27 protein-coding genes are annotated in these 23,349 nt (G+C 65.0%); 15 read left to right on the forward strand and 12 right to left on the reverse strand.

Annotated elements, in window-relative coordinates; translation table 11 throughout:
* Positions 1–71 precede the first annotated feature (71 nt).
* Complete coding sequence (locus G6N73_RS18070; protein ID WP_206078932.1) at positions 72–911, forward strand: LOG family protein; 840 nt, start codon at positions 72–74, stop codon at positions 909–911.
* Positions 912–931: 20 nt separating this feature from the next.
* Here G6N73_RS18070 and G6N73_RS18075 read toward each other — a convergent pair whose 3' ends face one another.
* A complete protein-coding gene (locus G6N73_RS18075; RefSeq protein WP_165030044.1) occupies positions 932–1,171 on the reverse strand; it encodes a DUF1127 domain-containing protein in 240 nt (79 codons plus the stop codon).
* Between the two features lie 119 nt (positions 1,172–1,290).
* Here G6N73_RS18075 and gcvA point away from each other — a divergent pair, with 119 nt between their 5' ends.
* The 4 genes from gcvA to G6N73_RS36355 all read left to right on the forward strand — a co-directional run bounded on the left by gcvA (position 1,291) and on the right by G6N73_RS36355 (position 4,147).
* Positions 1,291–2,208 (forward strand): transcriptional regulator GcvA, encoded by a 918-nt coding sequence (gcvA, locus tag G6N73_RS18080; protein ID WP_165030046.1) that lies wholly within the window; start codon positions 1,291–1,293, stop codon positions 2,206–2,208.
* Between the two features lie 179 nt (positions 2,209–2,387).
* The gene (locus G6N73_RS18085; RefSeq protein ID WP_165030048.1) at positions 2,388–2,804 is read left to right on the forward strand and encodes a hypothetical protein; all 417 of its coding nucleotides are present in this window, start codon (positions 2,388–2,390) and stop codon (positions 2,802–2,804) included.
* 65 nt (positions 2,805–2,869) lie between these two features.
* Positions 2,870–3,829 carry a DUF1775 domain-containing protein gene (locus G6N73_RS18090; protein WP_246252202.1) on the forward strand — a complete coding sequence of 320 codons (960 nt, stop codon included), beginning with the start codon at positions 2,870–2,872 and terminating at the stop codon, positions 3,827–3,829.
* Between the two features lie 57 nt (positions 3,830–3,886).
* Entirely contained in the window at positions 3,887–4,147 is a 261-nt protein-coding gene (locus G6N73_RS36355) for a hypothetical protein (RefSeq protein ID WP_206078933.1), read from the forward strand.
* Positions 4,148–4,158: 11 nt separating this feature from the next.
* Here the strand turns inward: G6N73_RS36355 and G6N73_RS18095 are convergent, their stop codons facing one another.
* Together G6N73_RS18095 and G6N73_RS18100 are read right to left on the reverse strand one after the other, a co-directional pair.
* The gene (locus G6N73_RS18095) at positions 4,159–5,040 is read right to left on the reverse strand and encodes a DUF817 domain-containing protein (protein ID WP_206078934.1); all 882 of its coding nucleotides are present in this window, start codon (positions 5,038–5,040) and stop codon (positions 4,159–4,161) included.
* Positions 5,037–5,747, reverse strand: coding sequence for a pyrimidine 5'-nucleotidase (locus G6N73_RS18100; RefSeq protein WP_165030050.1), 711 nt, complete (start codon positions 5,745–5,747; stop codon positions 5,037–5,039). The genes G6N73_RS18095 and G6N73_RS18100 overlap by 4 nt, the downstream gene beginning before the upstream one ends.
* 165 nt (positions 5,748–5,912) lie before the next feature.
* Between G6N73_RS18100 and G6N73_RS18105 the strand changes: the two genes are divergently transcribed.
* Positions 5,913–6,674, forward strand: coding sequence for a GGDEF domain-containing protein (locus tag G6N73_RS18105; protein ID WP_165030052.1), 762 nt, complete (start codon positions 5,913–5,915; stop codon positions 6,672–6,674).
* A 343-nt stretch (positions 6,675–7,017) separates the two neighbouring features.
* Here G6N73_RS18105 and G6N73_RS18110 read toward each other — a convergent pair whose 3' ends face one another.
* Genes G6N73_RS18110 through G6N73_RS18120 form a run of 3 tightly spaced genes read right to left on the reverse strand, consistent with a single transcriptional unit; the run spans position 7,018 to position 8,929 of the window.
* The gene (locus G6N73_RS18110) at positions 7,018–7,854 is read right to left on the reverse strand and encodes an IclR family transcriptional regulator (protein ID WP_165030053.1); all 837 of its coding nucleotides are present in this window, start codon (positions 7,852–7,854) and stop codon (positions 7,018–7,020) included.
* On the reverse strand, positions 7,851–8,441 hold the full coding sequence (locus G6N73_RS18115; RefSeq protein ID WP_165030055.1) for a Gfo/Idh/MocA family protein: 591 nt from the start codon (positions 8,439–8,441) through the stop codon (positions 7,851–7,853). The genes G6N73_RS18110 and G6N73_RS18115 overlap by 4 nt, the downstream gene beginning before the upstream one ends.
* Positions 8,396–8,929, reverse strand: a complete 534-nt coding sequence (locus tag G6N73_RS18120; protein WP_165030057.1) for a Gfo/Idh/MocA family protein — start codon at positions 8,927–8,929, stop codon at positions 8,396–8,398. Before G6N73_RS18120 ends, G6N73_RS18115 begins: the two co-directional genes overlap by 46 nt.
* 179 nt (positions 8,930–9,108) lie before the next feature.
* Between G6N73_RS18120 and G6N73_RS18125 the strand changes: the two genes are divergently transcribed.
* The 4 genes from G6N73_RS18125 to G6N73_RS18140 are packed head-to-tail and all read left to right on the forward strand — an operon-like array spanning position 9,109 to position 12,530.
* Positions 9,109–10,833, forward strand: a complete 1,725-nt coding sequence (locus G6N73_RS18125) for an FAD-dependent oxidoreductase (RefSeq protein ID WP_165030059.1) — start codon at positions 9,109–9,111, stop codon at positions 10,831–10,833.
* Positions 10,833–11,525 (forward strand): NAD-dependent epimerase/dehydratase family protein, encoded by a 693-nt coding sequence (locus G6N73_RS18130; protein ID WP_165030061.1) that lies wholly within the window; start codon positions 10,833–10,835, stop codon positions 11,523–11,525. Before G6N73_RS18125 ends, G6N73_RS18130 begins: the two co-directional genes overlap by 1 nt.
* A complete protein-coding gene (locus tag G6N73_RS18135) occupies positions 11,522–11,719 on the forward strand; it encodes a hypothetical protein (protein ID WP_165030063.1) in 198 nt (65 codons plus the stop codon). Before G6N73_RS18130 ends, G6N73_RS18135 begins: the two co-directional genes overlap by 4 nt.
* A gap of 1 nt (position 11,720) precedes the next feature.
* Complete coding sequence (locus G6N73_RS18140) at positions 11,721–12,530, forward strand: shikimate dehydrogenase family protein (RefSeq protein WP_165030065.1); 810 nt, start codon at positions 11,721–11,723, stop codon at positions 12,528–12,530.
* 26 nt (positions 12,531–12,556) lie between these two features.
* Here the strand turns inward: G6N73_RS18140 and G6N73_RS18145 are convergent, their stop codons facing one another.
* The 4 genes from G6N73_RS18145 to G6N73_RS18160 form a co-directional block, all read right to left on the reverse strand.
* A complete protein-coding gene (locus G6N73_RS18145; protein WP_165030067.1) occupies positions 12,557–13,822 on the reverse strand; it encodes an ABC transporter substrate-binding protein in 1,266 nt (421 codons plus the stop codon).
* A 92-nt stretch (positions 13,823–13,914) separates the two neighbouring features.
* Positions 13,915–14,964 (reverse strand): aldo/keto reductase, encoded by a 1,050-nt coding sequence (locus tag G6N73_RS18150; RefSeq protein WP_165030164.1) that lies wholly within the window; start codon positions 14,962–14,964, stop codon positions 13,915–13,917.
* Positions 14,965–14,974: 10 nt separating this feature from the next.
* Positions 14,975–15,322 (reverse strand): TIGR04076 family protein, encoded by a 348-nt coding sequence (locus G6N73_RS18155; RefSeq protein WP_165030069.1) that lies wholly within the window; start codon positions 15,320–15,322, stop codon positions 14,975–14,977.
* Positions 15,315–16,028, reverse strand: a complete 714-nt coding sequence (locus G6N73_RS18160; RefSeq protein ID WP_165030071.1) for a GntR family transcriptional regulator — start codon at positions 16,026–16,028, stop codon at positions 15,315–15,317. Before G6N73_RS18160 ends, G6N73_RS18155 begins: the two co-directional genes overlap by 8 nt.
* Positions 16,029–16,272: 244 nt before the next feature.
* Between G6N73_RS18160 and G6N73_RS18165 the strand changes: the two genes are divergently transcribed.
* Genes G6N73_RS18165 through G6N73_RS18185 form a run of 5 tightly spaced genes read left to right on the forward strand, consistent with a single transcriptional unit; the run spans position 16,273 to position 21,194 of the window.
* On the forward strand, positions 16,273–17,082 hold the full coding sequence (locus G6N73_RS18165; protein ID WP_165030073.1) for an ABC transporter ATP-binding protein: 810 nt from the start codon (positions 16,273–16,275) through the stop codon (positions 17,080–17,082).
* Positions 17,079–17,834, forward strand: coding sequence for an ATP-binding cassette domain-containing protein (locus G6N73_RS18170; protein WP_165030075.1), 756 nt, complete (start codon positions 17,079–17,081; stop codon positions 17,832–17,834). The genes G6N73_RS18165 and G6N73_RS18170 overlap by 4 nt, the downstream gene beginning before the upstream one ends.
* Entirely contained in the window at positions 17,831–18,742 is a 912-nt protein-coding gene (locus G6N73_RS18175) for a branched-chain amino acid ABC transporter permease (protein WP_165030077.1), read from the forward strand. The genes G6N73_RS18170 and G6N73_RS18175 overlap by 4 nt, the downstream gene beginning before the upstream one ends.
* Entirely contained in the window at positions 18,739–19,716 is a 978-nt protein-coding gene (locus G6N73_RS18180; RefSeq protein ID WP_165030079.1) for a branched-chain amino acid ABC transporter permease, read from the forward strand. The genes G6N73_RS18175 and G6N73_RS18180 overlap by 4 nt, the downstream gene beginning before the upstream one ends.
* Positions 19,713–21,194, forward strand: a complete 1,482-nt coding sequence (locus G6N73_RS18185) for an aldo/keto reductase (protein WP_165030081.1) — start codon at positions 19,713–19,715, stop codon at positions 21,192–21,194. The genes G6N73_RS18180 and G6N73_RS18185 overlap by 4 nt, the downstream gene beginning before the upstream one ends.
* 7 nt (positions 21,195–21,201) lie before the next feature.
* On the opposite strand, the gene G6N73_RS18190 is transcribed toward G6N73_RS18185, so the two are convergent.
* Both G6N73_RS18190 and G6N73_RS18195 read right to left on the reverse strand, forming a co-directional pair.
* Positions 21,202–22,104, reverse strand: coding sequence for a DMT family transporter (locus G6N73_RS18190; RefSeq protein WP_165030083.1), 903 nt, complete (start codon positions 22,102–22,104; stop codon positions 21,202–21,204).
* 10 nt (positions 22,105–22,114) lie between these two features.
* The gene (locus G6N73_RS18195) at positions 22,115–23,311 is read right to left on the reverse strand and encodes a mandelate racemase/muconate lactonizing enzyme family protein (protein ID WP_165030085.1); all 1,197 of its coding nucleotides are present in this window, start codon (positions 23,309–23,311) and stop codon (positions 22,115–22,117) included.
* Positions 23,312–23,349: the final 38 nt, after the last annotated feature.

The raw sequence follows: 23,349 nt of genomic DNA on the forward strand, positions 1-23,349 counted from the left end.
GGATGTATCGGGTCAATCACGCCCAGCGTCACGGGACGGCGCAGGCAGACAGAAAGTGGACGGGGAAGCATATGAATCCAATGGAACAGTCCGGATGGACGCCGCTGCCGCATTCGGACGAAGACCTGGAACGCTCCAGAAGCGTGCCGGACACGCCGCAGACGCGTGCCGCCACCTATCGGCTCGCCTGGAACGACGAGGAGTTCATGACGCGGCGGGAGTTGCGCCCGGTCCGGCTGCAACTCGAACTCCTGAAGCCGGAAATGATCCTCGCCGAGCGCGGCATCCAATCGACCGTAATCCTGTTCGGCGGCGCGCGCATTCCCGAGCCGGGCGGCGAGGCGTGGGCAGCCAAGGACGAGCGGCAGAAGCGCAACCTCGAAAAGAACAGCATCTATTACGAGGAGGCGCGCAAATTCGCGCGGCTCTGCTCGCAGCATTCGGCGCTGTCATACTATCGCGAATTCGTGGTGGTGACGGGCGGCGGACCGGGCGTGATGGAGGCGGGCAATCGCGGCGCCGACGATGTCGGCGCGCCGTCGATCGGGCTCAACATCGTCTTGCCGCACGAGCAGGCGCCTAACGCCTATGTGACGCCGGAACTGTGCTTCAACTTCCACTATTTCGCTATCCGCAAGATGCATTTCGTCATGCGCGCCAAGGCGGTTGCAGTGTTTCCGGGCGGCTTCGGCACGATGGACGAGTTCTTCGAGACGCTGACGCTCATCCAGACGGGGCGCATGGAGCGCGTGCCGGTGATCCTGTTCGGCAAGGCGTTCTGGCAGCGCGCCATCGACCTCGATTTCCTGGCCGAGCAGGGCACCATCACCCCCGGCGACCAGGATATCATCGACTTCGTCGACACCGCCGACGAGGCCTGGGAGATCATCGGCAAGTTTTATGAACTCTAGGCGTGAGCCCGAACCGAAGGTCACAGGCGCGAGCGGAGTTCATCCAGGTGCAACCTGCCGATTTCGCGGTCGACGATCGCCGTAATGTCGTGCCGCTTGATGCCGATGTCGCGCAATTCACGATCGTCGAGGCGCTGCAGGTCCTTGAGAGCCAGGCGCCGGCGCTCACGGATGTGGAAAAAGTCCAGTATCCAGGTGAAAAAAGACGCCGCGGGTCTCGCCGGAGGGCGGATTTCATCGATTTCGGTGCAATAGGCCATGGTCCTCGCCTTTCAATGCAATTTGACGTTCGACTGTGAAGAGGACTCTACGCGCTTGAAGCTCCGGCAAAAAACGACTAGTTTTTGCGGCATCGGATAGTTTTATTTGAAGATGATCAATGCCTCACATTCCTGGCACGCGTGCCTTGCAGGCGTTCGAAGCGGCGGGGCGGCACCTGAGTTTCACGCGCGCAGCCAATGAGCTGCATCTTACGCCGGCGGCGATCAGCCATCAGATCAAGGAGTTTGAGGATCAGGTCGGCGTCGAGCTGTTCCATCGGACCAGCCGCACCATGCGGCTGACGGAAGCCGGCGAGGTCCTGCATGTGGCGACGATTGAGGCTCTCACGGGGCTGACCCGCGCGGTATCGCGCGCCCAGAAAATGGCGCGCGGTACGTCACTGTTGAAGGTCACGGCCGACGCGCAATTTGCGTCAAAATGGCTGATGCGGCGTGTGGACGGTTTCAGGAAAGCCTGTCCCGATATCGAGTTGAGATTCGATATTTCTTATGAAGTGCGGGATTTGGAACACGAAGACGTTGATATTGCCATCCGTTTCGGCACCGGAAAATATCCAAGACTTTGCGCCGACCGGCTGTTTGAGAACGTCATAATTCCGGTCTGCCGTCCCCGCCTGCTGGAATCCGGGCCGCCGCTGAAAGAGCCGCGCGATCTCTTCAAGCATACACTTGCCCATATCGAATGGTCCCGCCGCGGCGTGACATGGCCGAACTGGCGAATGTGGATGGCCGCGGCCGGCATCGACGATTTCGACGATAGCCGCACAATCGTCTTTGGCACGTCGACAGACGCCCTGCAGGCCGCCATCGACGGCGATGCGGTCGCACTTGCCGATTTTACCATCGTGGCCAACGATCTTTCGGAAGGCAGGCTGGTGCGCCCGTTCCAATTGGGAATCAAGATGGCCCCGGAGTTCGCCTACTTCCTCGTCTATCCCGAAAGCATGGCCGAGGACCCCCGCATCGTCGCCTTCCGAACATGGATCATCGACGAAGCGTCAAAAACGCACGTATAGCGCGCAACGAGCAATGTCGGGGTGGTTGGCGGCCTTTCCACCCTCTCGCGACCTGCGGAAGGCGAAAGATCGAAGAGTTTGCAGTCTCCTGGCGAGATCATGCGGAAAACAAGCGTAGCGCCGCCATGCCGCAGAGTGGCGCGGTAGCGGGTCGCCGCTGATTCCGCTAAGCAATCGTCATGGCAGGCCGCAGGACATCGCCGGGTTGGTTTCAGACGCTGCGGCGCGACCGCGCGCTGTTTGCCGTGGCCGCGACGCTGGTTCTCTTCGCACATCTGTTCCAGCCGTTGGCCGAGGCGAATGCCGCCAATACAGCCAAGGCCTGGGTCATCTGCACGATGTTCGGCGAGGCCAAGTCCCCGGCCGCGGATGATGCTTTGCCGCCGCCCGGCGCCGCCGACGATTGCCCGACCTGCATCGGCGGCCCTTGCGCCGGGATGGATGCCCCGCCGAAGCTTTCGGCGGGTTCCGAGCCCGCGTTCGCCGCGCCGGCGGCCTATGCCGGCCGGTTCCCGCATTGGCTCGAGACGGAGAACCTTCCGGGCCGCCTGAACGAGCCTCCGCCGGCCATCCGCGCCCCACCCCTTTCCGCCTGAAACATGAATGCTCTTGCGCCCTGGGTGCCGGAGAAAAATCTGTTTTGGACGCGAAAGGACACACCATGCGCCGAATTCTCATGCCGCTTGCCACAGCCTGTGCGCTGACGGCTATTTCGATCATCACCGCCCACGCCCATGCATCGCTCGAAAAGCGCGAGGCCTCGCCGGGCTCCTACAAGGCGGTCCTTAAAATCCCGCACGGCTGCGACGGCCAGGCGACCCACACGGTCCGCCTGCAAATCCCCGAGGGATATATCGGCGTGAAGCCGATGCCGAAGCCTGGCTGGACCATCGCAACGGTCAAGGGCGACTATGCAAAAAAGTACGATCTGCACGGCGAGGACGTTGCTTCCGGCGTCACCGAAGTGACCTGGAGCGGCGGCGAACTGCCTGACGATTTTTACGACGAGTTCACGGTCAGCGGCACGCTGGCCGGTGTTGAGGCCGGGCAGACGCTGTTCTTCAAGACGACGCAGCTTTGCGCCGACGGCGAGGTTGCCTGGATCGAGGAGCCGGCCGAAGGCCAGGATCCGCATTCGCTGGAGCACCCCGCGCCGGCGCTGAAGGTAGCGGCGGCCGGCGGTGGCCATGAAGGTCACGGCGTGCCGGCGGATGCGGCGGTCACGGTTGGAGATCTCGAAATCACCGGCCAGTGGGCGCGGGCGATGCTGCCCGGCCAGCCGGCCGGCGGCGGCTATATGACCATCGCCAACAAGGGCAGCGGGCCCGATCGTCTCGTGTCGATCACCTCGGCCGCTGCCGGCAGGGCCGAGATCCATTCAATGGAGGTGGTCGACGGCGTGATGGTCATGCGTCCGGCTGCTGGCGGGCTGGATATTCCGGCCGGCGCGGCGGTCGAGCTGAAGCCCGGCGGCTTGCACCTGATGTTCATGGAAGTCGCCGAGCGTTTCGTGGTGGGCGCGAGCGTGCCGCTGACGCTGGAATTCGAGAAGGCCGGCAAGGTCGAGCTGACGCTGCCGGTCAAGGCGGCAGGCGGCGGCGGGGATCATTCCAACCACTGATACGGAACGTCGTGCGGGCTTCGGTGTTAACTTCGGCTATGCCAAGGGAGAATGCCGATGGTCCGCACGACGAGACCGAACGACATGACCGCCAAGCGCCGCGCGGCAGAGGCTGGAAAGCCGGCGGTCGGCCAGCCGGCGAGCGACGAGAACGCGCCGAAAAAGCGCGTCGGGCGGCTGGAGGAAAGCGTGCGCGGCAATGACGGGCTCGGCATTTCGCGGGCCGACCGCGGCGGCCTCGACGGCAGCGAGACCGAAGACGCGTTGAAACGAGCGGTCGTCCGCTCCAACATCAAGCGCGGCAGCCGAAAGGCCTGAAAAGTCCAGCGCTATTCCGCCGCTTGCGGTTTTGCGGCCAACTCCGTCTCGACCGGCCGTGGCCGGTGGACGAATATCACCAGCACGAAGGAAATAATCATCAGCAGGTACCAGGAGCCGAGCTTCTGGATCGATACCGGCGTCCATGCGTCCCGCTGCCCCGGATAAATCCACGCGCGCGACCATGTGCCGATATTCTCGGCGAACCAGATGAACAGCGCGACCAGCAGGAAACCGGCCAGCAGCGGCATTCTGTGGCGGACACGGAAGACGCGGTAGTGAACGATTGTGCGGAAATAGAGGATCGCCGTCGCGGCAAACAATCCGTAGCGCATGTCGACGACATAGTGGTGGGCGAAGAAATTGACATAGATCGCGACCGCCAGAACGGCCGTCGCCCAGAGCGGCGGATAGACGGCGTAGCGCATGTCGAAAATGCGCGAGATGCGGGCGAGATAGGAACCGACCGCAGCATACATGAAGCCGGAAAACAGGGGTACGCCGCCGATACGAAACATGCTTTCTTCGGGATAGATCCAGGAGCCGGCCGATGTCTTGAATAGCTCCATCGCCGTGCCGACGATGTGGAAGATCAGGATGATCTTGGCTTCGGCGAGTGTTTCGAGCTTGAGACCCAGCATGCAGAGCTGGATCGCCAGAGCGGCGAGAAACAGGAAATCGTAGCGTTCGATGCCGGAATCGTCCGGCCAGAACAATCGCGTGGCGATGATGAGAGCCAGCATGGCTCCACCGAAAAGGCAGGCCCATGCCTGCTTCAGGCCGAACACCAGGAACTCTACCAGTGCACCGTAAAGGCCGCGCGCCGGAAGCCGATCGAGCACGCCATGGGCGGCGGCGTCGATCCGTGCTTCGACCGAGGTGAATCGCTTCAAGCCTTACGATCCTGGATCAGCGTGTTTAGGAAGCTTGCAAGATCGTCGGTGACGAAATCGACGGCATCGTCGAAGGCCGGATCGCGTTCCCAGATTTCGGAGAAGGTCGGTTCGAAATTTTTCGGAACGATCAGCACGGTCAGCATGCCGAGCGCCTTGGGCACGATGAGATTGCGCGCCAAATCTTCGAACATGACCGCGTTGCGTCCGGTTATCTTATGAAGCTCTAGAAACCTGTCGTAGGTCTGCTGCGCCGGCTTCGGCGTCAGCCCGGCGGCGACGATGTCGAAAATGTCGTCGAAATGATCGAGTATGCCGAGTTGCCGCGCGGTGCGCTCGGCGTGGCCGCGGTCGCCATTGGTGAAGATGAACTTGCGGCCCGGCAACTGCTTGATGGCGACTCCCAGTACCGGGTCCGGCACCAGCCAGGAATAGTCGATGTCGTGGACCTTGTTGAGGAAGTCGTCGGGGTCGATCTTGTGGCGCTGCATCAGCCCGGATAGCGTCGTCCCGTATTCCTGATAGAGCTCCTTCTGCAGCTTGCGCGCCTCCTCGCGCGGAAGCGTCAGCAGTTCCGACACATAGGCCGTCATCTTCTGATCGATCTGCGAGAACAGGTTGGTGTGGTGCGGGTAGAGCGTGTTGTCGAGGTCGAACACCCAGTCGGTGACATGGGCGAAGCGGGCGGGATCCGGAAGCTCGGTCATAGGGTTCCTTACGCAAACATCGAGGCTTTTGGAAGCCGGTTCGCTTTGTCCGATCTGCCGCAACCAATGGTGGTGGAAATGCCGCGTTGGCTCGAATTTTAGCCATCGCGGAAAGGAGACCTTCATGGCTTTTGCGGCATTGAGGCGGCCGAGTGGAGGCGGCGGATGAACAGCATTATCGTGAGGTCGGCAATCGTGGCGCTTCTGGCAGCCGCCGTCTCGGTGCTGATCGTTTCGGCGGCAGTTCCAGCACTTGGCGGCATGGTCGACGGGACAGCCATCCTGATGTGCGTCTTGTGCCCGCTGGCGACGGCGTGGCCGGCGAGCGCCTTCACATTCTGGCAAAGCGACAGGCTGAAGCAGGCGCATCGCGAACTCGCCCGGACGCACGCGCAGCTTGCCGCCGCGCATCGCCGGCTGGCGGAAAAGGCGAGCCGCGATGACATGACCGGCATGCTGAACCGCGAAAGCTTCTTCGCAGCCCTCGACCGCTCGCGCCGCAAGACCGACCGCGGCGCGCTGCTGATCATCGATGCCGATCATTTCAAGAAGATCAACGACAGTTTCGGCCATCTGACGGGCGACCGGGCGCTGCTCGAGATCGCGGCGGCGATCGCCCGCGGCGTGCGCAGCGGCGACATTCTCGGCCGGATCGGCGGTGAGGAATTCGGCGTTTTCCTGGTCGGCGCCACGGCGAAGGAAGCCGAGCGCGTCGCCGAGCGCATCCGCCGCGAGGTCGAACTGATCCGCTTCCGTCCGATCGACGAGCGCACCATCCCGCTGACCGTCAGCATAGGCGGAGCCAATTGCGCGCCGGATGCAAGCGTGTCCGACCTGATGCGCGCCGCCGACAAGCGGCTCTACCAGGCAAAGAACGGCGGCCGCAATCTGGTCATCGTCGACGACGGCATCGCCGAGGCTGCCTAGCAGCCGGCCAGAAGTCCCGCAGACAGGCGAGACCGTCACGCCGCGGATCGTCTTCCGCGCGATAGGCCGGATGCAGGAGATCGATCTTCAGGCCGGGATAATGATGGCCGAAGCGATGGCACGGGCAGAAATCGACTGCGGAAATCATCGCGCTTCCCAAGTCCGCCCGGCGGCTTCGAGAACCCGACGCGCTGCGGCGAGCGCCGCTTCGGCCCGCGCCTTTGGCCCGAGCGTGCTTGCCAGTTCATGGTTCGGAACCTCGACTCTGATCGTGACACCGTCCAGGCCGGCGGCACCGAGCCGACGATGAGCACGTCGCATACGCCGATCGGGCCGTCGCCGCTCATCCCGACAGGCTCTCGGTTTCCAATATCCCCGGCGACAGGCTGCGGGCGCTGCGGAAGAAGCGCGACGCGCTGCTTGCCTGGCCGAGCTCGGCGGCCGCTGCCTTCAGCGGCTCGGCGAGTTCCTTCATGCGCTCAGGCGTCAGGCGGGCAGCGGGGCCGGCGATGCTGAGCGCGCCGACCACCGTGCCCTGCTGGCCCAGACGGACGGGCACGGCCATCGCCGCCATGCCGACGATGTAGCTGTCGACGGCAACGGAGTAGCCGCGCCGCCTCGTATCGGCGAGCCGTGCGAGCAGTTCCGTGGCCGTCTTTGGCGCGTTGGGGCCGGGCGTCTGCAGCCTTGGCACAAAACCCTGTTCGGCGACCATCATGAGAGCTTCGTCGTCGTCCAGCGTGGAGAGAAAGGCCTGGCCGCCCGCAGTCGAGGCGAGGTGGAGGACGACGCCCTGTTCCTTGCCGGGATCATAGCGCAGGCCGGTGGTTGCCCCTTGAGCGACCGCGACCCAGACCAGCTTTCGGTCGTCGATGACGCTGAGCCGGATGAGTTCGCCGCTGGCTGCCGCCAGACTGTCGAGGATCGGCTGGGCGATATCGGTGACGCCGCTCTGGCCGAGGAAGCTCAGGCCCATGGCCGCGAGCTTGATGGTCAGCGAATAGTCGCCCTGCGCACGGTCCTGGCGCACATAGCCGAAGCGGGCGAGCTCGTTGAGCAGCCGGTGGGCGGCGCTCGGCGGCAGGCCGAGGCGGTTAGCGATGGCGCTGACCGAGAGGCCCTCGGCATTTTCCGAGAGGAGTTCGAGGATGCCGAGCGACCGTTCGAGAATGCTGGTCATGCCCCATGCTCCGAATTGGCCGGGCGGGCAGAAATGGCCTCGACCTGTGTTTCGCGCCCGCTCTCGGCCGCCCGGCGGATCGCGTCGATGGTGGCGAGGTTTTTCGCGGCTTCGATGCCCGACACCAGCGGCTCGGCGCGGCCGGCGATCACCGCGCCGAAATGCCTTATCTGCGCGCCGTAGGGGTCTTCCGGCTCGATTGCGAGGGTTTTTCGGTCGAGCGTCTGGGTCCAGCTTTTCTCACCCTTGTGCGACCAGTATGTCAGGTCGGGCAGCGACAAGCCGCCTTCGGAGCCGGCGAAGAAATGTGACTGCACGGGATGCGCGGGAAAGCGCTGGATGTTTTCGCCGGCCGAAAGATCCCAGGCCCACGGCCCAACCGCTGCATCCGAGACCGTCAGCGACGCCAGACCGCCATCTTCGAAGCGCAGGATGGCCGCCGCGGTGTCCTCCACCTCGAACCCGCGCATGGCATTGGAACTGATTGCCGAGACGGAGGCGACGTCGCCGAAGAAATGGCTCATCAGGTCGACTTCGTGGATCAGATTGATGAGCAGCGGCCGCCGACGCCCGGCTGACGCCGCCATGCCGTGCTGAAATAGTCGCCGCCCTTGTAGAGCGAGCAAACCACGGAGGCCATGACGAGCTTGCCGATAGCGCCTTCGGCGATCGCCTTTTTCGCAGCGCGGATGATGGGGTTGTGGCGTCGGTGATGGCCGACCAGCAGCGGCGCGCCGGTGCGGTCGGCGACTGCGAGCAGAGCGGCTGCTTTGGCGACCGTGTTGGCGATCGGCTTTTCGAGAAGCACCGGCAGGCCGGCTTCGAGCAATTGGGCGGATATTGACACGTGCAGTTCGTTGGGCGTCGCCACGATCACGCCATCGGCGTCTCCGGCTGCAATCATCGCCTCGACGCTGGCATGGAGCGGCACGCCGCGGGCTTTGGTGATCTCGGCGGCACTGGGACCCGGATCAACAATGCCCGTCAGCCGGAAGCCGTCCGTCCGGGCGATCGTTTCCATGTGGGTGATTCCGATAAGGCCGGCTCCCACCAGTCCTATGCGAATGTCCGCCATTGCTGCCATTCTCCTACGGTGCTCGGCATCGAGCGCCGAGACGCACTTCTCTATGCCAAAATTGTAGAAATTGGAATAGCATTCAATTCTTGAATAACATTTCAATTCTGCTAGAACATCCCCAGATCGCAGGCTAGCCGTGGGGTTTGTGCGGCCGGTAGTTTCGCTAGGGCCATTCGATGAGCAAAGCATCAACCGTCCTGGCCGGCATTCCCGACGGCGCGCGCTACGATGTGGCGGTGCTCGGCGCGGGAGCTGCCGGAATGGCGGCCGCAATTTACGCGGCGCTCGAAGGCAGGCGCGTCATCCTGATCGAGCGCACCGAATATGTCGGCGGCACTTCGGCCTTTTCGGCGGCGACGACTTGGGTCCCCAATACGCATCATTCCAAAGCGATCGGGGCGGAAGACAGTTTCGAGAAGGCGAGCGGCTACCTGGACCGCGCCGTTGGCAACCGCTCCTCCAAGGCGTTCCGCGACGCATTCCTGAAGGCTGGTCCCGACGCGATCCGCATTATCGAGGACGGCGCGGGCGTGAAATTCCGGCCGCGGCCATTTCATCCCGACTATCTGTCCGAGCTGGAGGGATCGACCTCGTTTGGCCGCGCGCTCGAGCCCCTGCCTTTCTCCGCAAAGGATCTTGGCGGCGATCTCGACCTGATCCGGCCGCCGATCCCGGAATTCACCATTCTGGGTGGCCTGATGGTCGACCGCGACGACATCGCCAATCTGCTGGCGATGACGAAATCGCTCAAGGCGGCGCGCTATTCGGCGAAGCTTATCGGCGGCTACTTCCTCGACAGGCTCAGCCATTCGCGCGGCACGCGGCTGGTGATGGGTAATGCGCTGATCGGGCGGATGCTGGAGGCTACGCGCCGGCTCGGCGTCGAGCTCGCGGTGAACGCCCGCGTCACCGAGATCACCGAGACCGAAGGCAGGGTGACGGGCATTGTCGCCGTCCAGGGCGGCGTTGTGCGCCGGCTTTCCATCAGCGGCGGCGTGGTGCTGGCGAGCGGCGGCTTTTCGAGGCATCCGGAACTCAGGCAGAAATACCTGCTGAAGCCGGTTCCGGAACACAGTCCCTCGGCGCCCGGCCACACCGGCGAGCTGCATGATCTGGCGCTGAAGCTCGGCGCGCATCATGGCAAGGGGGCGCAGCAGAACTGCTTCTGGGCGCCGGTTTCGGTGCGCCGCCGTGCCGACGGCACGACCGCTGTGTTCCCGCATTTCGTCTTCGACCGCTCGAAACCCGGCATCATCACGGTCGGGCGCGACGGCAAGCGCTTCGTCAACGAAAGCACGTCCTACCATCTTTTCGTCAGCGCGATGTTCGCGGCCAACAGGGACGGTTCGGCCATCCCCGCCTATCTGATCACCGACAGCGCGGGGCTGAAGAAATACGGGCTGGGCATGGTCCGGCCCGGCGGCAAGGGGCTGAAGCCTTTCCTCGCCGACGGCTATCTCGCCAAGGCCAATACGCTTGCCGAACTGGCGCAAAAGCTCGGCATCGACGCCGGAGGATTGGCGGCATCGGTCGCCTCCATGAATGAATATGCCAAGACGGGAGTCGATCCCGATTTCAAGCGCGGCACGACGATCTACGAACGCGCCAATGGCGACCCCGCGCACGGGCCAAACCCGACGCTCGGGCCGATTGGCGCAGCGCCATTCTATGCTGTGAAGCTCTATCCCGGCGACATAGGCTCGGCGATGGGGCTGGTGACCGACGAGCATGCGCGCGCGCTGCGCAAGGACGGGACGCCGATCGAAGGACTCTATGCGATCGGCAACGATATGCACTCGATCATGGGCGGAACCTATCCCGGCCCCGGCATCACCATAGGCCCAGGCATCACGTTCGGCTACATCGCCGCCACCCACGCCTCGCGCCGGGCGGCTTCCTGATGCGGGTTCTGGTCACCGGCGGCTGCGGATTTCTGGGCGGCTGGGTTGTGCGCGCACTGGTCCGGCGCGGGCATGAGGTGCGCATCCTAGACGCGAGGCCGGATACAGCCCGTCTCGACTTCGTCGAACCGGGCCTGTCGGGAAGGGTCGAGATCCGCGCCGGCGACGTGACCGTTAAGGACGAGGTGATGCGGGCAGCGGAGGGCTGCGGCGGCGCCGTCCACCTCGCCGGAATCATGACCGTCGACTGCCGCCGCGATCCCCTGCGCGCGACAAACATCAATCTGATCGGCAGCCTCAATCTGTTCGAGGCGGCGCTTGCGGCGGGCATGCGGCAGGTCGCCTATGCCAGCACAGCCGGCGTCTATGGACCCGACGACGGACGCCATCCCCGGCCGATGACGCATTACGGCGCGCTGAAGCTCGCGGTCGAAGGCTCGGCACGCGCATATGTCGTCGACCATGGCCTTCGCAGCGGGGGCTTCCGGCCGTACATCGTCTACGGGCCGGGAGAGGGTTTGGGCATCAGCGCCGGACCGAGCATTGCGCGGCGCAGCCGGACGAGGCCGCCGAGATCATGTTCAGCGGCCGGGTCGGCATGGTGCATGTCGAGGACGTGGCCGAAGCCTTCGCCGCTACCGTCGATGCGAAACTGGACGGCGCCGAAGCGCGCAACCTGGTCGGCGAGGTGACGACGATCGACGCCTTTGTCGAGGAACTCAAACATCAGGTTCCGGGTGCCCGCATCACGGCGTCGGGCGCGCCGCTGCTGATCGCATCCGACCTTGAAATCGCACCGCAGCCGGCCTGGCTTGCCGGCTTGCCGAAGACGGGTGTGGCCGACGGGATTGGCGCGCACGCTCGCACACTATGCAAACGAGTTTGACATGCCCCTGAAGCTCGACGGCGAAACGCGGCTGTTCATCATCATCGGCGACCCGATCGCCCAGGTGAAGTCGCCGGCGTTCCTGTCCGCAATCCTGGCCCGGCGTGGCGCCAACGCGCTGGTCGTGCCTGCCCATGTCGGCACGGCCGACCTGCCGGCCTTCATGCGCTCGGTGCGGCTGATGCAGAATCTCGACGGCATCGTGGTGACGGTGCCGCACAAATTCGCGGCGCTCGATTATTGCGACCTACCGAGCGAGCGGGCGGCCTTCGTCGGTTCGGTCAATGTCATGCGCCGGCTGGCGGACGGGCGCTGGGACGGCGACAATCTCGACGGGCTCGGCTATCTCGACGGCATCGCCAGGGAAGGCTTCTCGGTGGCCGGCAAGTCGGCGCTGCTGGTCGGGGCGGGCGGCGCCGGTTCGGCGATCGCGCTCGAAATACTGAAGCGCGGGGCGACGCGGCTAGCCATCCACGACGCCGACAAGGAACGCCGCGATCGGCTGGTCGCCAAGCTGGCGGGACGCTTCCCCGGCCGGGCGGAAGTCGGGAGCGCGGATCCGACGGGCTTCGATCTCGTCGCCAATGCGACGCCGATGGGCATGAAGGAGGGCGACCCGCTGCCAGTCGACGCCGCCCGGCTGTCGAAAGACCAGTTCGTGGCCGACGTCATCACCGGGCCGGCTGTTTCGCCTCTCGTGCAGCACGCCCGCGATCTGGGCTGCGGCACGATGATGGGCGTCGGCATGTTCAACGCGCAGGCCGAACTGCTTGTCGACCGCATGCTCGGGCAGGGAGAGGCCGCGCTGTAGCCGCGCGGCCTGCTGCCAACCGAGGCCTACTTTGCCAGTCCGCTCTTGATCTTGCCGACTTCCTCGGCGCTGATCTCGCCGACCGTGGTGACTTCGCCGTTCTGGATGCGCCACAGGCGAAACGGACCGGTGATGTCGCCATATTCGTCGAAGCTGACCGGGCCGATGACGCCTTCATACTTGATCGGCTTGCCTTCTTTGATGAGGCCAAGCGCCTTGGCGAATTCCTCCTTGCCGGCATGGATCGGCTCGCCGCCGGCCGCGACCACTTGCGGGATCGCAGCCTTGATCGCGGCGGCGTCGCCCTTGCCCGCCTTCGCCACTGCAAGCGCCACGATAGCGCCGGCGTCGTAGGAGCGGTCGGCCGCCGGCGCGTCCGGCTTGATGCCGCCCGAGAATGCCTCGTAGGCGCCGTTGAAATATTCGGTCGAGGCGGTCGGGCTGGTGCCCGACGAGGTGCCGTAGGCGTCGTTCAGATATTGCGCGCCGACGGCCTCGATGAACTCGGCCGAGTTCATGCCGTCATTGAGCAGGAATTTCGGCGCGCCGCCGCCCGAGATCCAGGCGCGGGCTATGGTCGCTCCGTCGACGGGATAGCTGACGAGGTAGAGCGCTTCCGGCTCGCCGGCCATGGCCGCGCTCGCCTCGGACGAGTAGCTGGCCTGCTTCTCATTGTAGGGCGTGACCGACGTGATAGCGCCGCCGAGCTTTTCATAGGCGGCGGTGAATTCGCGCACCATGTTGACGCCGAAATCATTGTTGACGTGGATGATAGCGATCTTCTTCAGCCCCTGGTCGAGCGCGTATTTGGCCGCCGCCGTGCCTTGCAGCGCGTCCGAGGTGATGGTGCGGAAGAACACGCCGTTGGTTTTGCCGTCGCGGGCAAGCTGGGTAAGCGTCGGCGAAGACGAAGCCGGCGAAACCTGCACGACGCCTGCTGGCGCCGTCACCGAAGTCAGGATCGGGATCGACACCGACGAGATGATGCCGCCGATGATGACCGGCACCTTCTTGATGTTGACGAGCTGCGTCGCCTGGTCGACCGCAACGGTGCCCTGGCTCTGGCTGTCGCGCGTGTCGGTGACGAGATTGCAGCCGCCGACGCCGCCGGCCTCGTTGAAGTCGCGGAAGGCCATCTCGACGGATTTCGCGCCGGCCTGGCCGTATGCGCCGGCCGGGCCGGTCAGTTCCATGACGACGCCGATGGTGATGTCGCAATTCTGCGCAGCCGCCGGCAGGGCCGATGCCCCAAGACCGGTCAGCAGCGTGGTGATCAGAAGCATCTTCTTCATGTCGCATTCCCCTTTTGTTTGGCCGGCATGCGCGCGGCCGCTGGTTCATTCTTGCTTGCGGTATTCTCGCGCCGTCTCCCGCGGCGCGGGGTTCAGGCGGCTCCCTTGTTGAGATTGTATTTCATGATCATGCCGTGGCGTCCGCCGCGGTCGCGCTCCAGCTCGTAGACATCGCCGGAGAGCGGGCTTGCCATGGCCAGCACGGCCTCGATCCGGCCATGGTCGTCTTCAGTCAACGCCAGGCTGGAGATCGCCAGGTTCGACTTGAGGTGCGAGCGGTTGCGCGCGCCGACGATGACACCGCCGACGCCCGGCCGCGAGAGCATGGCCGCGCTGGCCACCGTCGCGATGTCGACGCCGTGCCCGTCGGCTATACCGCGCAGGGTCGTGAGCAGGGTCTGGAACAGGTCCCAGCCGCCGAAATCGTCGATGATGAGTTTGTATTTGACGAGTGAGCGGTTTTCGAGCGGCTCGGAGGGCTCGGCGGCCCCCAGCCATTTGTCGCCGAGAAAACCGCCGGCGACGGTGCCGTAGCAGAGCAGCGAGACGCCGTGGCGGGCGGCCTTGGCCGTCATGCGCTTGGCCGGACGCGCGTCGAGCAGCGAATACTGCACCTGCATGGAGACCAGCGGCACGCCTCCCTGGATGATGGCGAGCATGTGGTCGGTGTCGAAATTGGTGCCGCCGACCTGGCGGATCTTGCCTTCCCGGCGCAATTCGCCGAGCCATTGCGCGGCTTCCAGCCAGCGCGGCGCGTCGTAGTCCCACCAATGGAACTGCACGAGGTCGAGGCTGTCGAGATTGAGCCGGCGCAGCGACTGGTCGATGACGCCTTCGACATAAGCCTTGGTTATGCGCGGCAGCACATCGAGATCGGGCACGAATTTGGTGTGGACCCGGATGCGGTCGAGCGCTTCCTGTCCGCGCAGGTCGCGATAGCGCAGGCGGAAACGGCCGATCAATTCCTCGACGCCGGTATAGATATCAGCGCAATCGAAAGTGGTGATGCCGGCGTCGGCAAACGCGACCATGTCGGCGATCGGGTCGTCGCTGCGGACAGCGCCGTGCCCGCCGGCGAGCTGCCAGCCGCCGCGAATGACACGGGAGATTTCGTAGCCCGGCGCGAGTTGGATGCGCTGCATTGCCGTGTGGTCAGTCATCGAGCGGCACCGCCGTGGTCTGGGCATGGCTGAAGCGGCGAAGGCCGAGCCGGATTATGCGGAAGCGGGACGAGCAGTTCGGGTCGGGGCAAGCCACTTCCGCGTCGGTGGTCATCCAGTCGTTCTTGTGGGTCGGTCGCTGCTTGGCCGGCAGCAGCGGCAGGAGCGCAGCCAGCGAGTAGATAGAAAAGCCTTGGCCCGGCGGCAGATGCAGCATCTCGCCGTGCAGCTCGAAATAGTCACCGACCTTGGCTCCGCAATAGATCGGGCCGCCTTCCGGCGCGGTCACCTCGACGCGCAGATCGTAAAGCTCGAAGGAATCGTCGCGGGCGTCAGCCATAGCTCACCGCCTTTTCTGGAACATCCTGCTCATCGAGGCGGGAGCGGATGAGATTGAAGGAACGGGTGATGTCGTCGGTCAGCGCCTTGATGGAGCCGGCGACGTCGCCGCGCTCGAGCGCCTCGATCAGCGCCCAGTGATGATGGGTGGCGGGTATGTCGCGGCGCTCGTCATGGATATGCGCCGCGGCGCGCACATAAGGTCCGGACTGCAGCCACAGGCTTTCGACGATAGGGATCAGCACGGCCGAGCCGGCGGCGCGGTAGATGTAGAAATGGAAGGCGTGGTTGAGTTCCGAGGTGGTCTGCGCCTTGTCCTTTTCATGGCCGCGAAACGCCGTCTCGCATTCCACGGTGAGCTGCCGCAGTCGTGCGAAATCATCACCCGAAAGATTGGGCAGAGCGAGCGCGGTGATCTGCCCTTCGATCAGGCAGCGCGCGCGGGCGAGATCGTCCAGCCTTTCGCGGGTGATGACGGGTACGCGCACCGAGCGGTTGGGCAGCGCCTCCAGCGCCTGCTCGGAAACCAGCCGGCCGAGCGCCTCGCGCACCGGCATGGTGCTGGTCTGCAGCGTCTCGGCGACGTCCTGGATGCGCAGCATGTCGCCGGCGTCGAACATTCCGTGGATCAGCGAACGGCGCAGCTCGGCATAGACGCGGTCATGCAGGGTTTCGCGGCCGACCGGGGAGAGCGCGCGGCGGCTCATGCTTGGGACCTTTGAACTCTGCTCGGTTGAGTATTTGTACTGTCCGAGCGAATTCTGAAAAGGTCTCCGGCTAACGCCGGGTGGGCGTATTCGACTGCGCGCTGACATTCCCGTTCGGGCATTGTGACCGCCGTTCGACTTCATGCCGCGGGGCGCGGCCGTCCAGATTTTTTAGTTGCGTTTAGGCGCGATGTAAAGTTTGATCAAACATCAGCGATCACAATTTTGACGTACGGAAGCCGCGATGCCGTCTGCCGCCGACGCACCAAGACCGACGAGCTCCGCAGCGGCCATGCCTGTCGAGGCGCGTGATCTGGTGAGGCGGTTCGGCGGCCTGCGTGCAGTCGACGGCATGTCGATTGCTCTCAGGCAAGGTGAGATGCTGGGCCTTATCGGGCCGAACGGGGCGGGCAAGACCACCCTGTTCAACCTGATTGCCGGCAGCCTGAAGCCGACCTCCGGCTCGATCCAAATCTCCGGCGAGGAGGTGTCCGGTGAAGGCCCGGAGCGGCGCATCGCGCACGGTCTGGGGCGCACCTTCCAGATACCGCGCCCGTTTCCGGAAATGACGGTGCTCGAAAACGTCTTGACCGGCGGCCAGAGCCAGGCCGGCGAACACATCTGGAGGAATTTCCTGCAGCCGGGCCGCGTCGCCGCCGAGGAGAAGGCGGCTGTCGACCGGGCGCGGTCGCTGCTCGACTTTGTCACGCTCTCCGGGCTCGAAGATGAGCCGGCGCGGGTGCTCTCCGGCGGGCAGCGCAAGCTGCTCGAACTCGCCCGCATATTGATGGCCGACCCCGAAACGATCCTGCTCGACGAGCCGGCGGCCGGCGTCAACCCGACGCTGCTTGAGATCATTATCGACCGTGTTCTCGATCTCAATGCGCGGGGAAAATCGGTGCTGCTGATCGAGCACAATATGGACATGGTGGCGCGGCTTTGCGGGCGCGTCGTGGTGATGGCGGCTGGGCGGCACCTGGCCGAAGGGCCGCCGGCCGAGGTCGCACGCAACCCGGCGGTCATCGAAGCCTATCTAGGCGGGGTCGCGGCGTGACTGCGTCCGACCGACCCGTAGCGCTTTCGACAAAGGCGCTCGTTGCCGGCTACGAGCGCGACCTGCCGATCGTGCGCGGCGTCGATTTTGCGATCCGCCAGGGCGAACTGGTCGTGGTGCTCGGACCGAACGGGGCCGGCAAATCGACCTTCGTCAAGGCGATAGCCGGGCTGGTGCCGGTGCATTCCGGAACGGCATCGCTTGGCGCGGCCGACATCACATCTGTGCCGGCACATGAGAAGATCCGCCACGGACTGGCCTTCGTGCCGCAGACCGAGAACATCTTCGCGACGCTTTCCATCCATGAGAACCTGCTTTTGGCGGCGAATATCCTGCCCAAGGAGCGGCGGCAGGAGCGCATCGCCGCGCTTTATGGAATGTTTCCCGATCTCGCCGCGCGGCCCTCGCTGCGCGCCGGCCAGCTTTCGGGTGGGCAGAGGCAGATGCTGGCAGTGGCCCGGGCGCTGGTCGTCGAGCCTTCGGTCCTGATCCTGGACGAGCCTTCGGCCGGCCTGTCCCCGAAGATCGTCGCCGAGGTTTTCTCGACGCTGAAGGCGATCAACGAAACCGGGGTCACCATCGTCCTGGTCGAGCAGAACGTGAAGGCGGCTCTCGCCATCGCCGACCGCGCGGTCATCTTGGTCGAGGGCCTGCTGCGCCATGAGGGTCCGGCGGCGACGCTCGCCGACGACCCGATCGTGGCGGAGCTCTATCTCGGCGCGCGGCACGTGCCGAAGGCGGCTGGCCAATGAACCCGCAGGCGCTGATGGACGGGCTGGTCACCGGCTCGATGATAGGGCTTGGCGCCATCGGCGTGACGCTGACCTATTCGATCCTGCGGTTCGCCAATTTCGCGCATGGCGAATTCCTGGCGTGGGGCGCTTACATCGCGCTGGCGGTGAGCGGCGCACTCGGCTGGCTGGCTCCTTCGCTGCTGGCGCCGATCGGCCCTTTCTCCTTCGGCTGGTCGCTGCCGATTGCCGCGATCGCGGCGATCGCATTGACTGGCGGGCTCGCGCTTCTGGTTGACGCTTTGCTGTTCGGCCGCCTGCGCGCCCAGCGCAGTACAGTCATCATCATGGTCATGGCCAGCTTCGGCGCGGCGCTGACGTTGCGCAGCCTGCTCGAATTTATCTTCACTGCAAAGCCCGCCTACTACACCAAGGCTCTGCAGATCGCGCTGCCACTCGGCGGAGGGTTGAGAGCGACACCGGATCAGTTGCTGTCGCTTGGCCTAGCGGCGATATTGGTCGTGACCCTCCATGTGCTGCTGACCCGCACCACGATCGGCCGGTCCATGCGCGCAGTGAGCGAGAACCAGCAGCTTGCCGGCGTTGTCGGCGTCGATGTGCGCAAGGTGATCCGCACGGTCTGGCTGCTCGGGGCGGGACTGGCCGCAGTCGCCGGCATCATGGCCGGGCTGCTGGTGCAGGTCCGTCCCTATATGGGCCTTGACCTGCTGTTGCCCCTGTTTGCGGCAGCGATCCTCGGCGGCATAGGCAGCGTGCCGGGCGCGATGCTCGCTGGGTTGATCGTCGGCCTTACCGAAGCATTTGCCGTGCAATTCGTCGGCGCCGAATGGCGTGCGGCCATCGCCTTCGTCATCCTCGTCGCCGTCCTGCTCTTCCGGCCGCAGGGTATTTTCGGGAGGCCGGAATGAGCGTCGAACTGATCGCCTACGGCGCCTTCTTCCTGACCATGGCGCTGACCTACGCCATCATGTGCCTCGGGCTCAACGTCCAGTGGGGCCAGACCGGCCTGTTCAATGTCGGCATTGCCGGTTTTGTCGCGATCGGAGCCTACGTCTCGGCGCTGCTGACGACGCCGGATGCGGCTGGCCGCTTCGGCGGCTTCGGCCTGCCCATCGTTGCCGGCTGGCTGGGCGCGGCGCTGGCGGCGGGGCTCGTCGCCTTCCTGATCGGCGCGCTCACGATCAGGCTTCGCGCCGACTATCTGGCCATCGCGACATTCGGCGTCGCCGTTGCTGTGCAACTCTGCGCGCTCAACCTGGAACTGGTCACCGGCGGGCCGTTCGGCATCGGCTTCATTCCGCGGCCGTTCGCCAGCCTGGCAGGCGATCCGCTCGCCTTCAGCCTAGCCAATCTCGGCGTCCTCGTCCTGGTCGTGCTCGCGCTCTATCTGGCGTTGGAACGGCTGCTGCGCAGCCCGTGGGGCAGGGTGTTGCGCGCCATCCGCGAGGACGAGACGGCCGCGCTCGCGCTCGGCAAGAGCGCGACGAGGTTCCGGCTGCAGGCATTCGCCATAGGCGGCGCGATCATGGGCCTGGCCGGCGCCGCGCAGGCGCACTTCATCGGCTTCATCGCGCCCGACAACTATATGCCGATGCTGACCTTCCAGGTCTGGGCGATGCTGATCGTCGGCGGCTCCGGCAACAATCGCGGTGCGATCCTCGGCGCGATCCTGGTCTGGGGCATCTGGGCCGGTTCGGCGGGCGCGATAGCGTCGCTGTTCCCGCCCGGTGAGCAGGCCCGCGCGGCCTCGCTGCAGATCGTGATGATTGGCGTCGGGCTATGCGCGATCCTGCTTTTGCGCCCACGCGGCATTCTGGGCGAGGTGAAGACCGTCTCCCGCCACATCGGGCGGCTGGCCGGCAAACCGGTGTCCGAACCATGAGCGAGCATTCCATGCAGCGACGTCCCGACCGCATCGCCGTTGGCGACAACAACATCAGCCGGCTGATCTGCGGCCTCTGGCAGGTCGCCGACCTCGAAAAAGGTGGCACGCTGCTCGATCCCGAACGCGGCGCCGACGCGCTCCAGGCTTATGCCGAGGCGGGCTTCGATACGTTCGACATGGCCGATCACTATGGCAGCGCCGAACTGATTGCCGGGCGGCTGCTCGCGCGCTACCCCGATGCCTCGCGCCGGCCGGCGGCTTTCACCAAATGGTGTCCCGAGCCCGGCCCGATGGCTGCCGAAATCGTGCGTAAGGGCGTACAGGAACGGCTAGACCGGCTCGGCGTCGACAGGATCGACCTGTTGCAGTTCCACTGGTGGACCTTCGAGCATCCGGCCTGGCTCGACGCGCTGTACGAAATGGCGCGACTGAGGCAAGACGGCCTGATCGGCGCGCTCGGCGTCACCAATTTCGACGCCGCGCATCTGGCGCTGGCGCTAGCCGACGGCGTGCCGATCGCGACCAACCAGGTTTCGTTCTCGCTCGTCGACCGCCGGGCGGCGGGTGCGCTGGCGCAGCTTTGCGAAAGATCCGGCGTGAAGCTGCTGGCCTATGGCACTCTCTGCGGTGGTTTCCTCTCGGACAAATGGCTGGGCAGGCCCGAACCGACCGGTATCGCCGACTGGAGCCGCTCGAAATACAAGCGCTTCATCGACACAGCGGGCGGCTGGGACGCCTTTCAAGGCATATTGGCGGCGGCGGACAATGTCGCGCGGAAGCATGGCGTCTCGATTTCCAACGTCGCGACGCGCTGGGTGCTGGAACACGAAGCGGTGGCGGCGGCGATTGTCGGTGCGCGCATCGGCGAAAGCGAGCACCGCTCCGACAATCTCAACGTCTTCCGCTTCGCGCTCGACGCCGAAGACAAAGCAAGGCTGGAAGAAGCATTCGCCGCGACGAAACCGATTCCCGGCGATTGCGGCGACGAATACCGCCGCCCGCCCTACCTCACGGCGTCCGGCGACTTGAGCCATCATCTCGGCGCCATACCGTCGGTGTTCAAGGCCGAGCCTGTGCCCGGCCGGCCGGACCGCCTGCGCGTCTCGTCGGGCAGCGTCTGGGAGCCGATCGCCGGCTACAGCCGCGCCGTGCGGGTCAAGGACACGATCCGGGTTTCCGGCACGACGGCCACACATGGCGGAGACCGCTGTGTCGCTCCAGGCGACCCCGGCGCGCAGACAACCTACATTCTCGACAAGATCGCCGCTTCGATCACCGCCCTCGGCGGCAGGATGGAAGACGTGGTGCGCACCCGCATCTACCTGCGTGACGCCGCGCAGTGGGAGCCGGTGTCGCGTGCACATGGCCGTGTTTTCGGCGATATATTGCCGGCTAACACGTTGATCGAGGCCGGCAATCTCATCGGCGACTACGAGGTCGAGATCGAAGCTGAGGCGGTCGTTACGGAAGGCTAGGCGGAAGTTATGCGTTCATGTTTTTCTTCGCGCGCTGCTCGCGGAAGAAGATGAACAGGCCGGCCGCCACAATGATCGCCGCGCCCGCCAGCATGGCCGGCCGCGGAATGTCGCCGAAGACCAGCCAGCCAAAAATTACTGCCCACAAGAGCAGTGTGTACTGGAACGGCGCGACGGTGGCGGCATCCGCCAGCTTCAGCGCACGGTTGACGCAGACATGTGCGATCATGGCGACGACGCCGAGCAACCCGAGCAGCGCGAAGTCCGGCGCGCTTGGCGTCACCCAGCCGAACGGCGCGGTGGCGAGCCCGAACAAGCCTGCGCCAATCGTCTGCCAGAACACCAGCGTCGTGTCCGGCGTGGCGCGCAGCGAGCGGCCCGACAGCATCATGAAGGCGAAGGCGAAGCTGCCGAAGATCGAGATCAGCGCAGGGGCGGTCAGCGTGGCGGCGGACGGCTCCAGCGCCACGATGACGCCGACGAAGCCGATGAAGATCGCCGTCCAGCGCCGCCAGCCGACATGTTCGCCAAGCAGGAAGGGCGAAAGCGCGGCGACATAGATCGGCGCCGCCAGCCAGTAGGTCATCACGTCGGCGAGCGGCAGGTAAATCACCGCGAAATAGAAGCAGTAGACTTCAAGCGAGGACAGGATGACACGCAGCACCTGCATTCGCGGCTGTTCGATGCGGATCAGCGAGCGGACGCCGGCCTTCCAGATGAATGGCGACAGGATCAGCAGCGCCGCCGCGCTTCGGATCAAAAGCACCTGGCCGACGCTGTAGGTGGCGACCAGCCATTTGCCCATCACGTCGTTGAGCGAGAACAGCAAAATGCCGGCGAGCATCACGGCGATGCCGAGCTGCGTCGAGCGGGACGCGCTTGCGTGGGCCGGTAGCGCTTCCGCGGTCATTTTATAGTTCTCAGGCCTTGCTGGTGCGCACGATGGCATCGGCGCGCTCGGTCAGTCCCGGCAGAAGCGTGAGGCCAAGACCCGGCGCGTCGGCGAGGCTGATCTCGCCGTTCTTCACGCTTGGCAGTTCCGTCACCAGTTCGGTGTACCAGCCGGTGTAGAAGGCGCGGACGGATTCCTGGATCAGCGCATTGCGGGCGTGCAGCGAGAAATGGCACGATGCCATGAACACAACCGGGCCGGTGCAATCGTGCGGGGCAACCGGAATGTGATGGGCTTCGGCCATGCCGGCAATCTTGCGCGCTTCCGACAGGCCGCCGCACCAGGAAAGGTCGAGCATGGCGACGCCGGCGACGCCGGTCGCGAGATAGTCGCGGAAAGCGTGTGGATAGGCGAGCGTTTCGGAGGCGCAGATCATCGCCTTCGAATGTGGCGCATAGGCTTTCAGCGTCTCCAGCGAATCCATCCGCACAGGGTCTTCATGCCAGTAGGTGTCGAAGGGCTGGAGTGCGCGCGCGATGCGCTGGGCGGCGGGAAGCTGCCACAGCGAATGGAATTCGACCATGATGTCCATGCGGTCGCCGACGGCAGTGCGGATCTTCTCGAACGGCTTCAGCGCGGTGCGCAGCTCCTCGGCGGAGATGTCGAGGCCGCCGGTGCGTTCGGCAGCGATGTCGAATGGCCAGATCTTCATGCCGGTGATGCCCTGCTCGATCAGCGAATGGGCGAGCTCGTCGGCGCGGTTCAGGAAGCCGTCGAGGTCCTCATAGGGGCCTTCGGTCGCGCCGACACCCCAGTTCTCCACCGCCTGGGCGCGGGCATCGCGCACATATTTGTAGCCGGCGCAGGTATTGTAGGTGCGGATCGAATCCCGGCTTTTGCCGCCGAGCGCCACGCTGACCGGAACGCCGAGCGCCTGCCCGAAAAGATCCCAGAGCGCGATATCGACCGCCGAATTCCCGCGCGTCTCGACGCCCGCGCCGCGCCAGCCGAGATAACCGATCAGGTCGCGGTTGATCGCTTCGATCTGCAGCGGGTCGCGGCCGATCAGCTTGGGCGCGACAGTTTCGTGGATATACGCCTCGACGGCGGCAGCTCCCATGAAGGTCTCGCCGAGCCCGATCAGCCCTTCATCGGTGTGGATGCGGACCCAGATGATGTTGGCGAATTCGCCCAGCCTGACGGTTTCGACGGATGTGATTTTCATGGAGCAACCTTGCAGAAAACGGGCGGCGAACTGTGCCG

It is taken from the genome of Allomesorhizobium camelthorni (assembly GCF_011045125.1).
In the GTDB taxonomy this organism is placed as follows: domain Bacteria; phylum Pseudomonadota; class Alphaproteobacteria; order Rhizobiales; family Rhizobiaceae; genus Allomesorhizobium; species Allomesorhizobium camelthorni.

Coding starts and splice junctions, on each gene's coding strand:
- G6N73_RS18140 (WP_165030065.1), top strand. CDS start 11,721: ATGCCCCTGAAGCTCGACGGCGAAACGCGGCTGTTCATCATCATCGGC.
- G6N73_RS18075 (WP_165030044.1), bottom strand. CDS start 1,171: ATGGCCTATTGCACCGAAATCGATGAAATCCGCCCTCCGGCGAGACCC.
- G6N73_RS18110 (WP_165030053.1), bottom strand. CDS start 7,854: ATGACCAGCATTCTCGAACGGTCGCTCGGCATCCTCGAACTCCTCTCG.
- G6N73_RS18145 (WP_165030067.1), bottom strand. CDS start 13,822: ATGAAGAAGATGCTTCTGATCACCACGCTGCTGACCGGTCTTGGGGCA.
- G6N73_RS18160 (WP_165030071.1), bottom strand. CDS start 16,028: ATGAGCCGCCGCGCGCTCTCCCCGGTCGGCCGCGAAACCCTGCATGAC.
- G6N73_RS18165 (WP_165030073.1), top strand. CDS start 16,273: ATGCCGTCTGCCGCCGACGCACCAAGACCGACGAGCTCCGCAGCGGCC.
- G6N73_RS18105 (WP_165030052.1), top strand. CDS start 5,913: ATGAACAGCATTATCGTGAGGTCGGCAATCGTGGCGCTTCTGGCAGCC.
- G6N73_RS18120 (WP_165030057.1), bottom strand. CDS start 8,929: ATGGCGGACATTCGCATAGGACTGGTGGGAGCCGGCCTTATCGGAATC.
- G6N73_RS18070 (WP_206078932.1), top strand. CDS start 72: ATGAATCCAATGGAACAGTCCGGATGGACGCCGCTGCCGCATTCGGAC.
- gcvA (WP_165030046.1), top strand. CDS start 1,291: ATGCCTCACATTCCTGGCACGCGTGCCTTGCAGGCGTTCGAAGCGGCG.
- G6N73_RS18115 (WP_165030055.1), bottom strand. CDS start 8,441: ATGGCGGCGTCAGCCGGGCGTCGGCGGCCGCTGCTCATCAATCTGATC.
- G6N73_RS36355 (WP_206078933.1), top strand. CDS start 3,887: ATGGTCCGCACGACGAGACCGAACGACATGACCGCCAAGCGCCGCGCG.
- G6N73_RS18090 (WP_246252202.1), top strand. CDS start 2,870: ATGCGCCGAATTCTCATGCCGCTTGCCACAGCCTGTGCGCTGACGGCT.
- G6N73_RS18130 (WP_165030061.1), top strand. CDS start 10,833: ATGCGGGTTCTGGTCACCGGCGGCTGCGGATTTCTGGGCGGCTGGGTT.
- G6N73_RS18125 (WP_165030059.1), top strand. CDS start 9,109: ATGAGCAAAGCATCAACCGTCCTGGCCGGCATTCCCGACGGCGCGCGC.
- G6N73_RS18150 (WP_165030164.1), bottom strand. CDS start 14,964: ATGCAGCGCATCCAACTCGCGCCGGGCTACGAAATCTCCCGTGTCATT.
- G6N73_RS18100 (WP_165030050.1), bottom strand. CDS start 5,747: ATGACCGAGCTTCCGGATCCCGCCCGCTTCGCCCATGTCACCGACTGG.
- G6N73_RS18195 (WP_165030085.1), bottom strand. CDS start 23,311: ATGAAAATCACATCCGTCGAAACCGTCAGGCTGGGCGAATTCGCCAAC.
- G6N73_RS18185 (WP_165030081.1), top strand. CDS start 19,713: ATGAGCGAGCATTCCATGCAGCGACGTCCCGACCGCATCGCCGTTGGC.
- G6N73_RS18175 (WP_165030077.1), top strand. CDS start 17,831: ATGAACCCGCAGGCGCTGATGGACGGGCTGGTCACCGGCTCGATGATA.
- G6N73_RS18155 (WP_165030069.1), bottom strand. CDS start 15,322: ATGGCTGACGCCCGCGACGATTCCTTCGAGCTTTACGATCTGCGCGTC.
- G6N73_RS18085 (WP_165030048.1), top strand. CDS start 2,388: ATGGCAGGCCGCAGGACATCGCCGGGTTGGTTTCAGACGCTGCGGCGC.
- G6N73_RS18180 (WP_165030079.1), top strand. CDS start 18,739: ATGAGCGTCGAACTGATCGCCTACGGCGCCTTCTTCCTGACCATGGCG.
- G6N73_RS18190 (WP_165030083.1), bottom strand. CDS start 22,104: ATGACCGCGGAAGCGCTACCGGCCCACGCAAGCGCGTCCCGCTCGACG.